This window comes from Acinetobacter sp. WC-141, from assembly GCF_000313935.1.
GTDB lineage: Bacteria > Pseudomonadota > Gammaproteobacteria > Pseudomonadales > Moraxellaceae > Acinetobacter.
In genome coordinates this window covers 69,023-85,710 of record NZ_AMSS01000050.1, presented here as the reverse complement: position 1 = coordinate 85,710, position 16,688 = coordinate 69,023, and the positions used below count along the sequence as shown (strand labels likewise).

Sequence of the window (16,688 nt, the reverse complement as noted above, 5' to 3'; positions counted from 1 at the left end):
ATTTATTTTTGGAGCAATCAATGAAAACTCTATTCCGTCGTAGCTTTACTGCTTTTATGTGTGTTGGGACTTTAATTGCTGGAACCCAATCTTGGGCTGCGGATGCTCAACAGAAAAATACTGTAAGTACAGAAGTTAAAGTAAATTCAAAAGCACAAGAGAAATGCAAAAAGCCTTGTGATATGAAAGATGGCAAGGAAAATCAACAAAACCATAGTCAGCATGATCACAGCCAAATGTCTGATATGTCCCAAATGGATCATTCTAAAATGATGAACATGGATCATTCTCAAATGAGTGAGATGGACCATTCTAAAATGAATATGCCAAATAAATAATTAATACGCGAAATAAGATATTGAGGGAAAGTATTTTATCCACCTGCTTAGCCCTCAATTAACTATAGATAGGTGAAAATAAATGTCTAGAAAATTAAGTCATGTCCTTTTAATAGGAGTCGGATTGTTTTCGTCGACTTGGGTTATGGCAGCGGTTAAAGAATATGATTTAACAATTGCTGAACAGACGGTGAATATTACAGGAAAGCCTCTAAAACGAATTACTGTAAATGGTAAGTTTGTTGCACCTCTTCTTGAGTTTGAGGAAGGTGATGATGCCGTTATTCGCGTACACAACAAGTTGAAAAACCAAGATTCATCTATTCATTGGCATGGTTTAATTTTACCTGGCATTATGGATGGAGTACCTGGGTTCAACAAGTTTGATGGTATTGCACCAAATAAAACCTATGAATATAAATTCAAGGTTCGTCAGAATGGAACCTATTGGTATCACTCGCATAGTAAAGGCCAAGAGCAAGATGGCTTGTATGGTCCTCTAGTTATTTATCCCAAAAATAAAGTTCCTTTAACGGCTGGAGAAAAAGCTGATAGAGATTACGTAGTCTTACTCTCTGATTTTCACAATTCTACTAGTGGTCAGATTATGAGTAATCTCAAGAAAGAAGCTGATTATTACCAGAATCGAAGAGAAACGGTTATTGATGTTTTCAAGCAGATTAAAAGAGATGGTTTAAAAGCAACATGGAAAGATCGTTCCATGTGGAATCAGATGCGAATGCTTAAGACAGATATGTCTGATGTAACAAACTATACGTTTTTAATGAATGGTAAGACTCCAGAACAAAATTGGACTGGAAATTTTAAAGCTGGAGAAAAAGTACGTCTTCGTTTTATCAATGCTTCGGCAATGTCTTTGTTCGATGTAAGAATTCCTAATCTGAAAATGACAGTAGTCAGCGCGGATGGACAACCAGTAAAACCCGTGCCAGTGGATGAGTTCCGGATAGGAACCGCTGAGACTTATGATGTTATTGTAGAACCGAAACAAGCAAGTTATCAGATTGAAGCTGAATCTATTGATCGAAGTGGTTTTTCTATCGGTACATTACATGATGAAAATACTTCACCTGTAAAAAATATAATGATGCCGACACCTCGTCCCCGTGCTTTACTGACGATGGAAGATATGGGAATGAACCATGACATGTCTTCGATGGAAGGTATGGATCACGACATGTCTTCGATGAAAGGTATGGATCACGACATGTCTTCAATGAAAGGTATGAATCACGACATGTCTTCGATGAAAGGCATGGATCACGACATGTCTTCGATGGAAGGTATGGATCATGACATGACTTCGATGAAAGGCATGGATCACGACATGTCTTCAATGAAAGGTATGAATCACGACATGTCTTCGATGGAAGGTATGAATCATGACATGTCTTCAAAAACAATGAGCTCTTCTGGATCAGATGAGGTGGTTTACGGATGGGCGAATGCCTCAACCCCAGCTGGACTAAAAGCACTTCAATATAGTGATCTACAATCTTTAACCCCTCAAAAAGATACTCGTGCTCCAGAACGTGAAATTGAAATCCGTTTAGGGGGAAATATGGAGCGCTATATTTGGACAATTAATGGTAAGAAGTTTAATGAAACTGAACCATTTAAAGTGAAATATGGTGAGCGTATACGCTTGAAATTTGTTAACGACAGTATGATGGCTCATCCAATGCATTTACACGGCATGTTTATGCAACTGGAAAATGGCCAAGATCCAAGTAATATGCCGAATAAACATACAGTAATTGTTCCACCAGGTAAAACAGTTACAACTTTATTAACTGCTGATGAGTTAGGTGAATGGGCCATCCATTGTCATTTGCTCTATCACATGTCTGCTGGAATGATGAATAAACTTATTGTGGCAAATGTCGATAGTAATAGTACATCTTCGAAAGATGTTGTTACTCAACCTAATACTAATGATAAGGGGGTAAATCAACATGCGCACCACTAAAAAAATATATTCTAAGACACTTTTATCTATAGCTTTAATTGGATTATCAGGTCTAGCTTTTGCAAATAATACTGATGTTCAACGTACGGATAATAGTATTAAATCCTCTCAGTCCGAGAGTATGAAAATGCTGTTAAAAGAGCCTGGTGGGCTAGGTTATGTTGACCGTAATACTTATCAAAATTCAACTTCTGGTAATGATGGAGATAACAATGCAGGTCTTGAAGTTGAAACATCTAATAGCCGAAATCATGATAAGCATCTGAAAGAACATGGTGGACAAGTTTTTCAAACGACTAAATTTGAGAATGAGTGGACTGTGGATGAAGATGGCAAAGGTACTTTAGGATCGAAAATTGAAACATTGATAGGCACAGATGAAAATCGCCTATTTATTGAAGCAAATTTGGATAAAGTAGAAAGTCATGATCCAAAATATGATGTGTCTGCACTTTATAGCCGTAATGTAGCACCCTTCTGGGATGTACAGGCGGGGGTGAGATATAGTGAAGATAAAAATAACAGCAATAGTGATCGGGTTGATGGTGTTATTGGCGTATTGGGATTGGCTCCCTATTTCTTTGAAACCCAAGCTTATTTGTACGGTGGTGAGAATAATTTCTGGGGAGCAAGCTTGGAAGTCGAGCGTGATTTCTTGTTAACACAGAAATTGATCACACAACCTTATCTCGAAGTAGATACTGTGTTTAGCGATAATTCTAACTATGCTGCAAAATCAGGTTTATCTGAATTAAAGACAGGTATTAAAACCAGATATGAAGTTACTAAGAGAATCCGACCTTTTGTAGATATTGCTTATCAATATGAAAAAGGACAAAAAGCTACCACTATGCAAGAAGCTACTGAGTCTGAAAAAGGTTGGAAATATGGTGCAGGTATCGAATTAGTTTTTTAAGGTAATATGACTTAGTATCATGAATGATAGCTGAAGCTATCATTCATGAACTTGTTGCTATTTATTTTCGAATCTGTAAAACTAAAAAAGCTTAAATTTTGGTCTTATCTTTATGCAGTGGTTAAAGACATGCTTATCGCTGTTTTTATCGTTTGCTATCCTATTAGTAGGATCGGCTGCTGCTGCTTCGTCTGTACATAAGCGATGTTTAATGCCATCTGAACAGATATCCATGCAAATGGAAATGTCTTCAAATCAGGGCATGATGCATACTGACTGTATGAAAACCGAGGTGAAGATAAAAAAAGATATACATGATCCATCATGTATGTCTGAGCAAGATTGTATTATGTCTTTTGCCAAGATTGCTTATGCCAACATTGCTCAAGATATTTCGCACTCAATTGTGTTCTCTCCAATAGAACGATCTATTTTTTATTCTCCAGATCAAGACCTTCCTTCTCCATACCCTTCTGGTTTATGGAAACCCCCACGCTCTAACTAATCTGATGATTTTTTTATCATTCATAGAGTTTTCTATGGATGTTCTGCACGCGCGCGTGTACATCTTTTTAGAGCTAGAAATATGGACTTTTATAAAGAAAAACTGTCTCGAAAATGGGGGGGATTGTCAATTGCTGTGGCTTGCTTCTCTTTGACCTATGGTCATGCTTATGCCCAGCCACTGACCTTGGATACAGCTTTGAATCTCGCTGAGCAATATGCACCTACCCTAAGAGCAAATAGCGCCCAGATTGAAGGGGCCGAGAATGTAGTTTCAGCTTCAGGTATTTTACCCAACCCTAAATTATTTGTAGGTTTAGATAATTACCCTGTATCCGGCGATGCCGCATGGTCAGTCACACGCGAAGGTATGACTATGCAAAAAATTGGCGTGATGCAAGATTTTCCAAATCGTGCCAAAAGACAAGCTGAGGTCGATTTAGCAAAAGCTGAACTAGGTTCGGCCAATGCTCAAACTGAGATTCTGCGTATTGAGTTACGTCAGAAAGTCGCATCTGCTTGGCTTAAGCGCTTTTATCTTGAACGTAAATTAGCACTATACGATGAACTGTTTTCAGAGAATCGATTACTTTCTCAAATTACTCAAACACAGGTCATCTCTGGTCGTACAATCATTGCCGATGCACTTGATCCAAGACAAGAAGCCACGGTATTGCTTGACCAGAAGGATGATTTACTTCGTGATTTAAATAAAGCCAAGTTGGAGTTGCATCGGTTAGTCAGTGCAGAACCTACTGAAAATCTCTCTCAAATTGAAACCTTACCTGACCAAGCACCATCTATCTACCTTGATAGATCAAAGCTATATCATCATTTGCATCAACATCCTGAATTAAAAGCATTTCAGGCAGAAAAGCAAACTGCTGAAGCAAAACTGAAGCAAGCTCAGGCTTTACAGAAACCAGATTGGGGTATTGAACTTGCTTATCAGCATCGAGCACCCGAATTTGGCGATATGATCGGGGTGCAACTAACAACAGAGCTTCCTGTGTTTTCAAAAAGACGTAGTAGTCCACTCATTCGGGCAGCTTTAGCCGAACAAAACAGGATTACTGCCGATCAAGAAGTCCAATACCGTGACCATCTCACTATGCTAGATGATGGGTCATCCGATCTTGATGCACTTGATCAGCAAATTAGACGTGCGATGCAAACAAGTATTCCACTCGCTAAACAAAAAGTGGGTTTACAGTTGGCAAGCTATCAAGCAGGTAAAAGTAATTTATCTAATGTTATTGCTGCTCGACAAGCTCTTTTAGAACAGCGTTTGCGTCTCATTGATCTCCAACAGCAACAGGCTGTGACTAAAGCCCAACTTTATTATGCCTTTGAAGAACCGACCTTAAACCATGTTGAGGGGCAGCCATAATGTTAAGAAATAAATTAGCACTTACTGTCATGGGCGTTGCGGTAATTAGTCTGGCTGCGGGTGGTGGCGCTGGATACTGGATTGCACATCAGAAATACAATCCTCAATCAGGTCCGCAACAGGCTGCCAAAGTGTTGTATTGGTACGACCCAATGAAACCTGAACAGCATTTTGATAAACCGGGGAAATCGCCATTTATGGACATGCAACTGGTTCCTAAATATGCAGATGAAAATACTATGATGACTGAAGACAGTTATCCTGCGGTTAAGATTGATCCATCCCTCCAACAAAATTTAGCAATCCGTTATGCTTCAGTCGAACAAGCTGTGATGGGAAATGCTTTGTTAACCAATGGTATATTGCAGACCAATGAACGACAGGTAGCTATTTTACAAACAAGGGCAAGTGGTTTCGTCCAACGAGTGTACGGACATGCCGTTGGGGATATGGTGACGCAAGGCAGTCCCATAGCTGATATTTCAATACCCGAATGGACAGGAGAACAAACTGAATTTCTAGCTGTACTTCGAACTGGAGATCGTTCTCTTATTCAGGCAAGCCGACAACGTTTACAGCTTTTAGGAATCCCACAAAATGTGATTAATCAAGTCGAGCGGACACATCGAGTGCAATCCAATATGACTTTAAGTGCACCTGTGAGTGGATTTATTGATTCGTTAGAAGTCCGCAATGGAATGGCTTTAGCTATGGGGCAAACGCTTGTCACCATCAAGGGGATAAGCCCAATCTGGTTAGAAGCATCTGTTCCAGAAGCACAAATTGCCGGGATAAAACGGGGAATGAAAGTTGAAGCTACTTTTGTTGCATACCCTCAAATAGTGTCCGGTAAAGTTATTGATATTTTACCAACTTTGGATAGCACGAGTAGAACCATAAAAGTTCGTATTGAGTTGCCCAATAGAGAGGGAATGCTCAAGCCGGGAATGTTTGCTTCTGTTAAATTCTCCAACAACCCACAAAGCAATTTAGTTATACCAGAGCAAGCTGTTATACGTACAGGTACTCGGAACGTTGTCATTGTGGGACATGAGCAAGGGCGTTTTGAACCTGTTGTAGTACAGTTAGGTCAAAGTGATGGCAATAAAATTGCAATTCTACAAGGGTTGAAAGCTGGTCAGAAGGTAGTAATTTCAGGGCAATTCCTGATTGATTCTGAAGCAAATTTACAAGGTGTATTGGATAAGCTGAACACTGGACAATCGATGACTTCATCCCAAGTGGTTAAGACATCAATATATCAAGGCATTGGTAAAGTTGAAAAAGTCACAGCTCAAGACATTACCATTTCACATCAGGCGATTCCTGAGTTGGGTTGGGGGGCTATGACTATGAGCTTTAAACAACCAGTGCAACCATTTACCCAAATTCAGCAAGGCGATCAGGTCCGTTTTAGATTTACACATGCTAGAGATACTTACGTTATTTCTGACATTTCCAAGATGTCTATGACATCTATGAAGAACTAAACGGGAGGACGATTATGATTGCCCGTGTTATTCGTTTTTCAATTGCGAATCGTGTATTTGTCCTGTTAGCCGCTTTAATTCTGGCTGCTTGGGGAACTTGGGCCGTAAAGAATACTCCGGTCGATGCATTACCAGATTTGTCTGATGTACAAGTAATTATTCGAACTAATTTTTCTGGTCAGGCACCACAAATTGTTGAAAATCAGGTGACCTACCCTTTAACAACAACCATGTTATCGGTACCGGGTGTTAAAACTGTTCGCGGTTATTCTTTTTTTGGTGACTCATTTGTTTATGTCATCTTTGATGAACATACTGACCTTTACTGGGCCCGTTCTCGTGTATTGGAGTATCTAAATCAAATTCAAGGGAAAATGCCTGCAAATGCGAAATCTTCATTGGGACCAGATGCCACTGGCGTTGGTTGGGTTTATGAATATGCATTAGTAGACCCAACAGGACAGCATGATCTTTCGGAGCTGAGAAGCATACAAGACTGGTTTTTAAAGTATGAACTGAAGACATTACCTAACGTGGCTGAAGTTGCCACAATTGGGGGAATGGTTAAGCAATATCAGGTTGTCTTAGACCCAAGCAAGATGGCTACTTTAGGTGTCACACAAAACAATGTCATTGAGGCGATTCAAAAAGCTAATCAGGAAACTGGTGGTTCAGTTCTGGAAATGGCTGAAACGGAATATATGGTGCGGGCTTCTGGTTATTTAAAAACTTTAGATGATTTTCGCCAAATTCCTTTACGAACAAATAGTTTCGGTGTTCCTGTTTCTTTAGGTGATGTTGCAACTATTCAACTTGGTCCAGAAATGCGTCGTGGCATCAGTGAATTGAATGGGCAAGGTGAAACGGTTGGGGGTGTCGTGATTTTACGAGCAGGTAAAAATGCACGTGAAACGATTACTGCTGTGAAAGCGAAGCTAGCTGAATTACAACAAAGTCTACCGAAAGGTGTACAAGTTGTTCCTGTATATGATCGCAGTCAATTGATTGATAGAGCAGTAGAAAATCTCAGCCATAAATTAATTGAAGAGTTCATTGTGGTGGCTTTAGTCTGTGGACTCTTCCTCTGGCATTTACGTTCAGCAATGGTGGCTATTGTTTCTTTGCCGCTTGGGATTTTATCTGCTTTCTTGGTGATGCATTATCAAGGGCTAAATGCCAATATCATGTCGTTGGGTGGTATTGCTATCGCGATTGGCGCTATGGTCGATGCCGCAATTGTAATGGTTGAAAATGCACATAAGCATATCGAAACTTGGCAACACGAACATCCTGAGCAAGTCTTGGAAGCACAAGTCCGTTGGAACATCATTACACGTTCTGCCAGTGAGGTCGGGCCAACTTTATTTTTCTGTCTACTCATCATTACCTTATCCTTCATTCCTATTTTTACTTTACAGGCACAAGAAGGTCGCTTGTTCTCACCACTGGCATTTACTAAAACCTATGCAATGGCAGCAGCAGCAGGTTTATCCATTACCTTGATTCCCGTTTTAATGGGTTATTGGATTCGAGGGAAATTACCTTCTGAACAGCGTAATCCACTGAACCGTTTTCTGATCAAAATATACAGCCCTATGTTGGATAAGGTTTTAGCTCATCCAAAGACAATTTTACTTGGTGCATTGCTAATTTTCCTTATTAGTCTTTTCCCTTTAACACGGTTAGGTGGGGAGTTTCTACCCAATATGGATGAAGGTGATTTACTGTATATGCCTTCAGCTTTACCGGGATTGTCCGCAGCAAAAGCTTCTGAGCTACTCCAACAGACTGATCGAATGATTAAAACCGTTCCTGAAGTTGCAACAGTATTCGGTAAAGCTGGTCGCGCTGAGTCAGCCACAGATTCTGCACCATTAGAAATGTTTGAAACCACGATTCAGTTCAAACCACGGTCTGAATGGCGTTCAGGTATGACACCTGACAAATTGATAAAAGAACTAGATAAGGCAGTCCAAGTACCGGGTTTAACAAACATTTGGGTGCCACCTATCCGTAACCGGATTGATATGTTGGCAACTGGGGTGAAAAGTCCAATCGGGATTAAGGTTTCAGCAAATGATCTGCAAGATATTGATCGGGTAGCACAGCAAATTGAACAAGTGGCTAAACAGATGCCCGGTGTTAGTTCAGCTTTAGCTGAACGGCTCACAGGTGGTCGATATGTTGATGTTGATATTAACCGTATGCAGGCTGCGCGATATGGTCTCAATATTAAAGATGTACAGCAAATCGTCTCATCAGCGATTGGCGGGGAAAATATTGGTGAAACTGTTGAAGGCTTGGCACGGTATCCCATTAATGTACGTTACCCACGAGAGATTCGAGATTCACTGGAAGCCTTAAGAAATTTACCGATTCTAACTGAATCTGGTCAACAAATAGTCTTGAGTAGTGTTGCGAATATTCAAATTACAGATGGGCCGCCAATGCTTAAAAGTGAGAATGCCCGTCCAAGTGGTTGGGTCTATGTCGATGTACAAGGACGTGACTTAGCTTCGGTTGTACAAGATTTGAAGCAGGCCATAGACCAAAAAGTAAAACGTTCTTCTGCCATGAGCATTAGCTATTCAGGACAGTTTGAGTTCATGGAGCGTGCGAATGCTCGCTTAAAAGTTGTTATTCCAATTACTTTGATGATCATTTTTCTATTGCTCTATTTGATTTTTAGGCAAGTACAAGATGCTGTTCTGATTATGGCAACACTACCTTTTGCCTTGATTGGTGGTATTTGGGCTATGTACTTGAGTGATTATCACTTTTCGGTTGCGATTGCTGTTGGTTTTATTGCACTTGCTGGTGTTGCCGCAGAGTTTGGTGTAGTCATGTTGTTCTATTTAAAGCAAGCAATTGAGCATGCACAGCAAAGCCTATCTTCTTCAACGGCATCCTTAACAGAGCAACAACTCAATGAGGCAATTCATACAGGGGCCGTGCTACGTGTTCGCCCTAAAGCAATGACAGTCGCTGTCATTTTGGCGGGGTTAATCCCTATTCTGTTGGGGACTGGAACAGGTTCTGAATTAATGAGTCGTATTGCTTTACCTATGGTTGGGGGCATGATTTCAGCCCCTCTCTTATCTATGTTTGTTATCCCTGCGGCATATCAGCTTTTAATCAAAAGAAAACTATCAAAGAATTGATAGTTTTATTATTTCGTCAAAAGAGGTTTTATTATGTTGAAATTTATGAAAATTGTGGCTCTTGTTGCAACTGTTGCTGCGTTAAGTGCATGTAGCAAAAATGAGGCATCAGAGCAAAAGAAATCGGAAGCACCGATGGAGCAGATGAGTAAAGAGTCATCTACAGTTGCAACAGCTCAAGCTGTTGGTGTGATTACTGCTATTGATACGAAAGAAAATATTCTAACACTCGACCATGAAGCAATTCCTGCAATTAAATGGCCTGCAATGACCATGGGCTTTAAAGTTGCAGATCCAGCATTATTGAATGGTTTAACTGTAGGGGAAAAGGTTGACTTCGAATTAAAAATAGAGGGTGAGAGTCAGATTATTGTTGCTGTGAAAAAAAGCTCATAATCAGTTTGATACTTAAAAGAAAAATGGATGCGAAGGCATCCATTTTTCTTTATGAAATATTCTTATTTTGATTAAAGTCTACTAATAAGCTGATATGTAATGAAGGCAAAGAAATACGCAAGCCCAAATAAGTAAGTCGCCATAATAACAGGCTGTTTCCAGCTACTAGTTTCACGACGAATGGTCGCTAATGTTGCAAGACAATGTGGTGCGAAAATGTACCAAACTAATAATGACATCCCTGTAGCTAGCCCCCAACCATCAGGACCAGAGATTTGACTCAACAATGTTTGAGTTACAGTATCTTCATCTCCAGACATAGCATAAATTACACCTAAAGCAGCAATGACAACTTCCCTTGCAGCCATAGCAGGAATTAATGCGATACAGATTTCCCAAGTAAAGCCAATAGGTGCAAATATAGGCTGAATAATGTGTCCAAGTTGTCCAGCTAAACTATAGTTGATAGCAGGCATCGTGGCATGCTCAGGTGGTTGAGGGAACGTAACCAACACCCAAAGCAATATAGATAATGCTACGATAATACCACCAACTCTTTTTAGAAAGATCGTAGCTCGATCATAAAGTCCTAATGCAACGTTTCGAATATCTGGCAATCGATAAGTAGGCAACTCAAAGATAAAAATACTTTCTGTTTTATCTTTTCTAACTAGTTTCAAAAATAAAGAAACACATAATGCTGAAACAATTCCAGCCATATATAGTCCAAAAAGAACTAAACCTTGTAGGCTCAACCAACCATAAACTAATTTGTTTGGAATGAATGCCGCAATTAGCAAAGCATAAACAGGTAATCTTGCAGAACAAGTCATTAATGGCGCAATCATAATGGTTGCTAAACGATCTCTTTCCGAACTAATGCTTCGTGTTGCCATGACACCAGGAATAGCACAGGCAAAACTAGATAATAGTGGAATAAAGGAACGTCCACTTAAACCAGCTTTGGACATTAATTTATCCAAAAGGAATGCTGCTCGTGGCAAATAACCTGATTCTTCTAAAATTAAAATAAAGAAGAATAAGATAAGGATCTGCGGCATATAAGCCAAAACACTACCCGATCCAGCGATTACCCCATCAACAATAAGACTTCTAAGTAATGGATGAGTAATAAGCGGGCCAATTGTATCTCCTAACCAAGCAATTGCATTTTCAATTAATGAGATAAAAGGTTGTGCCCAGATAAAAACGGCTTGGAACATGACAAACATGGTAAGCGTTAGGATGACTAAACCAAGTACAGGATGTAAGAAAATTTTATCCAAGAAAGCTGTTCTTGCATCACCGTTATCATTTTTTAAAATTACCTGTTTAGTAATATTTTTAATCTGATCAAAATGATTCAGATCAGAATGATAAGGAGTGACAAATAGATTTTTTTGATCTAATTGATTTAGTAGTTCTTGCACGCCTTTAGTTTTAACGGCAACAGCCTCAATAACAGGGATACCCAACAATTCTGATAGCTTATTAATATCTATCGAAATACCACGCTTTTTGACCTCATCCATCATATTTAAAACAAGAAGCATTGGTCGATTCAATGCCCTTATTTCAAGCACAAGACTTAAATGTAAATGTAAATTAGTGGCATCAACCACACATACATATATATCAGGTAGAACCTCACCCTCAAGCTCACCTAAGCATACAGCCCTTGTTACCTCTTCATCTAGACTCGTAGGCTTTAAGCTGTATGTGCCGGGCAAATCTAAAACTCGAACTGATTCACCAGAAGGTAGTTTAAAGAAACCTTCTTTCCGCTCAACAGTAACACCAGCATAATTAGCTACTTTTTGACGAGTGCCTGTTAAAGTATTAAAGAGAGATGTTTTCCCACAATTTGGGTTACCAATAAGTGCAATATTTTTACTGTTCATTTGAAACAATCTCTACAAAAATTCGTTCAGCTTCATTCTTTCTTAACGCAAATCGAGAAGTTTCAATTTGAACCAATACTGGATCACCACCGAAAAGTCCCTTAGCTAGAACTTGTAAAGTTTCACCAATTCTGAAACCTAACAATTCAAGTCGTTCTAGAACTGGATCATTTTTATCTAAATATTGGTTACCTTTTTTTAGGTCAACAATTTTGACAAATTGATTTGGTTTACCTTGGAATAAATTCATTTTTACGACCCTTATTTCAATGCCAAAATTTTTCGAGCACCGTTAAGTACGAAAAGTGAAACAATTATTCCTATAACAAGATCTGGATATGCGGAACCTGTCAACGCAACAAGGAAGCCAGCAAAAATTACACCTAGATTGACTATGATATCATTGGATAAAAAGACCCAACTAGCCTTCATGTGTGCACCATCATTTTTTTGATGAGACATTAGGTATATACAATAAAAATTGGCAATTAGCGCTAAAGCAGCAATTCCAATCATCAAGAAAGACTCTGGCTCACTACCATAAATGAACCGACGCACAACATCTACAATTACAGAAGTAGCGAGAATTAACTGTAACCAGCCTGAAAGATGCGCTGCTTTTAATTGTTTTTTTACACTTTTACCAACAACAAACAGTGCTATTCCAAACACTGTGGCATCAGCAAGCATATCCAATGAGTCGGCAATCAAGCCTGTAGAAGCAGCAACTAAACCACTGATAAATTCGATCATGAACAGTAAGAGATTAATTGCTAAAAGAATTTTTAAAACTTTTGCTTGTTCAGATGTATCTGCTTTTTCCGGAATTTCACCGACAGATGTAACAGTACTTTCTAGTTTGGCACCAAAACCAAGGGCCTCAAGTTTGCTAGTAATTTCATTAAGACCATCATTATGAAAAACTTTTAATTTCCTATTAGGTAAATCAAATGTCAGACCTTTGACTTCATTCACTGAAGATAGTGCCATTCGAACCATTTGCTCCTCAGCAGAGCAATCCATTTTCGGAATCAGAAACGTACTGACTTCTTTTGCATGCTCTTTATTTACATCGGCTTCAGTTTTATTTAATTTTGCTCCAAACCCAAGAGCTTCAAGTCTTGCAGTGATTTCATTACTTTCACCATTATGTATAACTTTTAGGTTTCGATTCGGCAAATCAAAAACTAGCCTCTTAACATTTACCAAAGAAGATAAAGTCATCCGAACCATTTGTTCCTCTGCGGAACAATCCATTTTAGGGATGTTATAGTTACTGATGAAAGTCGCCACACCCTCATTATCACTAACTGTCTCAGATGAACTTATCGAATTTGGGCCACAACATGAGTTTGACTGCGTAGAACATGGCTGAGTACTAGCACAAGAATCTTTTTCATCTGTTTTAGATTGTTTAGGTACTTCTTCATTACCAAAACAAGAGCTTTTACTTTCTTCAGTAGTTAAATCTTTATTGTTACCAGAATTTGTTTCTGATTCATTTTGATTAGTGTCTTCACAAGAACTTTCTTTATTACAACCGCAACCACTCATTGATGTGCCCATAGTCATATCTTTACTTATTGCATATTAAAATCTCTATAGCTACTATAGAGTCAAGTTGGATTTTGAGTATTTCATAATGTTTATGAAGATAGGCGAGCTCTCTGAAAAAACGTCGTGCTCAGTACTGACAATACGGTTTTATGAAAAAGAAGGTTTAATCCCGAAACCTGATCGAACTCAAGGTAACTATAGACTATATACTGAAGATTACATTGATCGGTTGAAATTTATTGTGAATTGCCGTTCTTTGAATATGAACTTAACTGAAATTAAAAAATTACTAAATTATAAGGATCTGCCTAATCTAAATTGTTCTGATGTGAATGAGCTTATCGATTCACATATTAACGATGTTAAGGAAAATATTCGGAATCAGCAGAAACTCATACAGCAGCTATTAGAAATAAGAAAGACTTGTGATGGGTTATGTACAGTGGACAAATGTGGTGTATTGAAGAAGTTAGCCTGAATAAAAAGTTAGTGATCACATTTGTTTCTCAAACTTACTGATACGTATATTAGCTTATTTAATATTATTGCTAAATTATTAATCTAAAATGAATTGTTTACAGCAGTTTTTCAAATTTAACTAGCTTATTTAATGGATTGTATTTTGCAGACCATCATATATGAAGTTGCATATATATGCTAATTCGTATATAAAGATATTAATATATTAAAGGTCCCAGTTTCATGACAACTTCATTAGATGTAAAGATTTATCACAATCCTGCTTGTGGCACCTCTCGGAATACTTTGGCTTTGATTCGCAATACAGGAATTGAACCAACCGTTATTGAATATCTCATTACACCACCTAGTCATGACGAATTAGTTAAATTGATTCAGGATGCAAACTTAACAGTAAGAGAGGCTATTCGTCAGAATGTAGATCCTTATCGGGATTTACAGCTTGATCGTAGTGATTTGAGTGATGAACAACTACTCAGTTTTATGCTTGAACATCCTATTTTGATTAATCGACCATTTGTTGTTACTGAATTAGGTACTCGCTTAAGTCGTCCTTCAGAAGCTGTCTTAGATATTCTGCCATTACCACAAAAAGGTGCTTTCACTAAAGAAGATGGTGAACAAGTGATCGACGAAAATGGTCAGAGAGTAAATTAAAAAATTTAGTTCTTGTATGTGATTATCTGCATATCCAATTTTATAGGTAGCAAAGATGGATCAAGTTAATTTTTTTAAATGCTTATCAGATGAAACCCGTCTCAATATTGTCACTTTAATTGCTGAGAATAATGAACTCTGTGTTTGTGATCTGACAGAAAAGCTACAACTGAGTCAACCAAAGATTTCTAGGCATTTAGCTTTATTACGCTCTTCTGGTCTCTTACAAGACAGACGACAAAGCCAATGGGTGTACTACAGCATTAATCAACAACTTCCAGCATGGTGTTTTGAAATTCTAGATACTTTAAAAAAAACATCATCTAGTCAAGTTGTAAGCAATACCAACACGCTTTCTATAAATAGTTATTGTGAGTAATAGATTATGAAATTCCTGTTTTTGTGTACTGGAAATAGTTGTCGTAGCATTTTGTCTGAAGTGCTTTTTAACAGTCGTGCTCCTCATGACTGGAAAGCATACAGTGCAGGTAGTAAGCCATCAGGACAGGTGCATCCATTGACTATTGAAACTTTGGAAAACCTTGGTCTTTCAACAGAAGGTTTATGGAGTAAAACCATTGATGACTGTGAGCAATATAAACCTGATGTAGTGATTACTGTGTGTGATTCAGCAGCTCAAGAAGCTTGTCCTCTTTATTTAGGGGGAGCGATCAAGGCACATTGGGGCTTGGCTGATCCATCACATTTAGACTTGCCTAAAGAGGAAAAATTAAAAGCTTTCCTAGTGACAGTAGACCATATCAACCGTCGTTTAGATGCTTTATTTGCACTTGATACAGCAAATATGTCTCGTCCTGAATTAATTGCTGCAATCAATCACATATCAGATATTGAATGAGAAAATCATGGCTCAACAAAGACTGTCATTTTTAGATCGTAACCTTACGCTATGGATTTTCATTGCGATGGGGGTGGGGATTGCGATAGGTGTCTTCTTACCTCAAGCTTCTGTTACTTTAGACAAAATGAGTGTGGATTCTGTCAATATTCCAATTGCGATTGGTTTGATTCTGATGATGTATCCACCGTTAGCCAAAGTGGACTATGCAGCTCTACCACAAGTATTTAAAGACAAAAGAACATTAACTTTGTCTTTAGTACAGAACTGGATTATTGCTCCTGTATTAATGTTTGCATTAGCAATTATTTTTTTGCATAGCTATCCAGAGTATATGACTGGACTAATCCTGATCGGATTAGCTCGTTGTATTGCAATGGTTTTAGTTTGGAATGGTTTAGCCTGCGGCGATAACCAATATGTAGCAGCATTGGTTGCATTCAATAGTATCTTTCAGATTTTGTTCTTTAGTACTTATGCTTGGTTATTTCTTACCTTCTTACCACCTTATTTTGGTATTGCTGGGCAAGTAATCAATGTGGATTTTTGGACGATTACCCACGCGGTATTGATTTACTTGGGTATTCCTTTTTTTCTTGGTTTCTTGACCCGTTTGATCTTAGTCAACGCCAAAGGCTTAGAGTGGTACCAAAATGTCTTTTTACCGAAGATCAGTCCATTAAGTCTATTGGCATTACTGTTTACTATTGTTGCTATGTTTAGTCTCAAAGGTGGAGATGTAGTGAGTCTGCCTTTGGATGTAATTCGAATTGCGATTCCATTAACAATTTACTTTATCGTAATGTTCTTCATTAGTTTCTTTATGAGTAAGTGGATGGGTAATGACTACCCAAAAACTACAGCAATTTCATTTACTGCTACGGGTAATAATTTTGAGTTAGCACTGGCTGTAGCCATTGCAACCTTTGGTTTAGCATCGCCTGTGGCATTTACTACAGTCATTGGGCCATTAGTTGAAGTACCAGTTTTGATTGCTTTGGTCAGTGTCTCTTTATGGCTAAGAAAAAAGTATTTTGAATCGGTGTAAA

The 16,688-nt window shown here is 38.4% G+C and carries 16 protein-coding genes; 13 read left to right on the top strand and 3 right to left on the bottom strand.

Translation table 11 applies throughout. From position 1 onward, the window contains the following. The first annotated feature begins 20 nt into the window (after positions 1-20). The 8 genes from ACINWC141_RS10050 (at position 21) to ACINWC141_RS10015 (ending at position 10,185) form a co-directional block, all read left to right on the top strand. Positions 21-338, top strand: a complete 318-nt coding sequence (locus ACINWC141_RS10050) for a hypothetical protein (RefSeq protein ID WP_000853611.1) — start codon at positions 21-23, stop codon at positions 336-338. Positions 339-420: 82 nt separating this feature from the next. Continuing rightward, complete coding sequence (locus tag ACINWC141_RS10045) at positions 421-2,328, top strand: copper resistance system multicopper oxidase (RefSeq protein ID WP_004713637.1); 1,908 nt, start codon at positions 421-423, stop codon at positions 2,326-2,328. Beyond that, entirely contained in the window at positions 2,315-3,244 is a 930-nt protein-coding gene (locus tag ACINWC141_RS10040) for a copper resistance protein B (RefSeq protein ID WP_001260878.1), read from the top strand. Before ACINWC141_RS10045 ends, ACINWC141_RS10040 begins: the two co-directional genes overlap by 14 nt. A gap of 112 nt (positions 3,245-3,356) precedes the next feature. Continuing rightward, a complete protein-coding gene (locus tag ACINWC141_RS10035; RefSeq protein WP_004713635.1) occupies positions 3,357-3,749 on the top strand; it encodes a hypothetical protein in 393 nt (130 codons plus the stop codon). A gap of 81 nt (positions 3,750-3,830) precedes the next feature. Then, entirely contained in the window at positions 3,831-5,138 is a 1,308-nt protein-coding gene (locus tag ACINWC141_RS10030; RefSeq protein WP_009390886.1) for a TolC family protein, read from the top strand. Next, a complete protein-coding gene (locus ACINWC141_RS10025) occupies positions 5,138-6,628 on the top strand; it encodes an efflux RND transporter periplasmic adaptor subunit (protein WP_000945693.1) in 1,491 nt (496 codons plus the stop codon). The genes ACINWC141_RS10030 and ACINWC141_RS10025 overlap by 1 nt, the downstream gene beginning before the upstream one ends. A 14-nt stretch (positions 6,629-6,642) precedes the next feature. Further along, positions 6,643-9,789 carry an efflux RND transporter permease subunit gene (locus ACINWC141_RS10020; RefSeq protein ID WP_000561732.1) on the top strand — a complete coding sequence of 1,049 codons (3,147 nt, stop codon included), beginning with the start codon at positions 6,643-6,645 and terminating at the stop codon, positions 9,787-9,789. Positions 9,790-9,822: 33 nt separating this feature from the next. Then, positions 9,823-10,185: a copper-binding protein gene (locus tag ACINWC141_RS10015; RefSeq protein ID WP_000911303.1), complete on the top strand. Its 363-nt coding sequence runs from the start codon at positions 9,823-9,825 to the stop codon at positions 10,183-10,185. A gap of 71 nt (positions 10,186-10,256) precedes the next feature. Here the strand turns inward: ACINWC141_RS10015 and feoB are convergent, their stop codons facing one another. The 3 genes from feoB to ACINWC141_RS10000 are packed head-to-tail and all read right to left on the bottom strand — an operon-like array spanning position 10,257 to position 13,652. Next, on the bottom strand, positions 10,257-12,086 hold the full coding sequence (feoB, locus tag ACINWC141_RS10010; RefSeq protein ID WP_001086232.1) for a ferrous iron transporter B: 1,830 nt from the start codon (positions 12,084-12,086) through the stop codon (positions 10,257-10,259). Beyond that, entirely contained in the window at positions 12,076-12,336 is a 261-nt protein-coding gene (locus ACINWC141_RS10005) for a FeoA family protein (protein WP_009390681.1), read from the bottom strand. Before ACINWC141_RS10005 ends, feoB begins: the two co-directional genes overlap by 11 nt. Before the next feature lie 11 nt (positions 12,337-12,347). Next, positions 12,348-13,652, bottom strand: a complete 1,305-nt coding sequence (locus ACINWC141_RS10000) for a cation diffusion facilitator family transporter (protein WP_009390718.1) — start codon at positions 13,650-13,652, stop codon at positions 12,348-12,350. A 76-nt stretch (positions 13,653-13,728) separates the two neighbouring features. Here ACINWC141_RS10000 and cadR point away from each other — a divergent pair, with 76 nt between their 5' ends. The 5 genes from cadR (at position 13,729) to arsB (ending at position 16,687) form a co-directional block, all read left to right on the top strand. Further along, a complete protein-coding gene (gene cadR / locus ACINWC141_RS09995) occupies positions 13,729-14,121 on the top strand; it encodes a Cd(II)/Pb(II)-responsive transcriptional regulator (protein WP_009390747.1) in 393 nt (130 codons plus the stop codon). A 224-nt stretch (positions 14,122-14,345) separates the two neighbouring features. Beyond that, the gene (gene arsC, locus ACINWC141_RS09990) at positions 14,346-14,780 is read left to right on the top strand and encodes an arsenate reductase (glutaredoxin) (protein ID WP_000213576.1); all 435 of its coding nucleotides are present in this window, start codon (positions 14,346-14,348) and stop codon (positions 14,778-14,780) included. A 55-nt stretch (positions 14,781-14,835) separates the two neighbouring features. Continuing rightward, on the top strand, positions 14,836-15,159 hold the full coding sequence (locus tag ACINWC141_RS09985; RefSeq protein WP_000373081.1) for a metalloregulator ArsR/SmtB family transcription factor: 324 nt from the start codon (positions 14,836-14,838) through the stop codon (positions 15,157-15,159). A gap of 6 nt (positions 15,160-15,165) precedes the next feature. Continuing rightward, positions 15,166-15,639 carry an arsenate reductase ArsC gene (locus ACINWC141_RS09980; protein ID WP_000670222.1) on the top strand — a complete coding sequence of 158 codons (474 nt, stop codon included), beginning with the start codon at positions 15,166-15,168 and terminating at the stop codon, positions 15,637-15,639. Positions 15,640-15,646: 7 nt separating this feature from the next. Beyond that, complete coding sequence (gene arsB, locus ACINWC141_RS09975) at positions 15,647-16,687, top strand: ACR3 family arsenite efflux transporter (RefSeq protein ID WP_009390767.1); 1,041 nt, start codon at positions 15,647-15,649, stop codon at positions 16,685-16,687. The last annotated feature ends 1 nt before the right edge of the window (position 16,688 follow it).

Excerpts from the sequence above, each read along its gene's own strand:
- ACINWC141_RS10025 (WP_000945693.1), top strand. The coding sequence starts at position 5,138 with ATGTTAAGAAATAAATTAGCACTTACTGTCATGGGCGTTGCGGTAATT.
- ACINWC141_RS10015 (WP_000911303.1), top strand. The coding sequence starts at position 9,823 with ATGTTGAAATTTATGAAAATTGTGGCTCTTGTTGCAACTGTTGCTGCG.
- feoB (WP_001086232.1), bottom strand. The coding sequence starts at position 12,086 with ATGAACAGTAAAAATATTGCACTTATTGGTAACCCAAATTGTGGGAAA.
- ACINWC141_RS10000 (WP_009390718.1), bottom strand. The coding sequence starts at position 13,652 with ATGGGCACATCAATGAGTGGTTGCGGTTGTAATAAAGAAAGTTCTTGT.
- ACINWC141_RS09980 (WP_000670222.1), top strand. The coding sequence starts at position 15,166 with ATGAAATTCCTGTTTTTGTGTACTGGAAATAGTTGTCGTAGCATTTTG.
- cadR (WP_009390747.1), top strand. The coding sequence starts at position 13,729 with ATGTTTATGAAGATAGGCGAGCTCTCTGAAAAAACGTCGTGCTCAGTA.
- ACINWC141_RS10050 (WP_000853611.1), top strand. The coding sequence starts at position 21 with ATGAAAACTCTATTCCGTCGTAGCTTTACTGCTTTTATGTGTGTTGGG.
- ACINWC141_RS10030 (WP_009390886.1), top strand. The coding sequence starts at position 3,831 with ATGGACTTTTATAAAGAAAAACTGTCTCGAAAATGGGGGGGATTGTCA.
- ACINWC141_RS10005 (WP_009390681.1), bottom strand. The coding sequence starts at position 12,336 with ATGAATTTATTCCAAGGTAAACCAAATCAATTTGTCAAAATTGTTGAC.
- ACINWC141_RS09985 (WP_000373081.1), top strand. The coding sequence starts at position 14,836 with ATGGATCAAGTTAATTTTTTTAAATGCTTATCAGATGAAACCCGTCTC.
- arsB (WP_009390767.1), top strand. The coding sequence starts at position 15,647 with ATGGCTCAACAAAGACTGTCATTTTTAGATCGTAACCTTACGCTATGG.
- ACINWC141_RS10045 (WP_004713637.1), top strand. The coding sequence starts at position 421 with ATGTCTAGAAAATTAAGTCATGTCCTTTTAATAGGAGTCGGATTGTTT.
- ACINWC141_RS10035 (WP_004713635.1), top strand. The coding sequence starts at position 3,357 with ATGCAGTGGTTAAAGACATGCTTATCGCTGTTTTTATCGTTTGCTATC.
- arsC (WP_000213576.1), top strand. The coding sequence starts at position 14,346 with ATGACAACTTCATTAGATGTAAAGATTTATCACAATCCTGCTTGTGGC.
- ACINWC141_RS10040 (WP_001260878.1), top strand. The coding sequence starts at position 2,315 with ATGCGCACCACTAAAAAAATATATTCTAAGACACTTTTATCTATAGCT.
- ACINWC141_RS10020 (WP_000561732.1), top strand. The coding sequence starts at position 6,643 with ATGATTGCCCGTGTTATTCGTTTTTCAATTGCGAATCGTGTATTTGTC.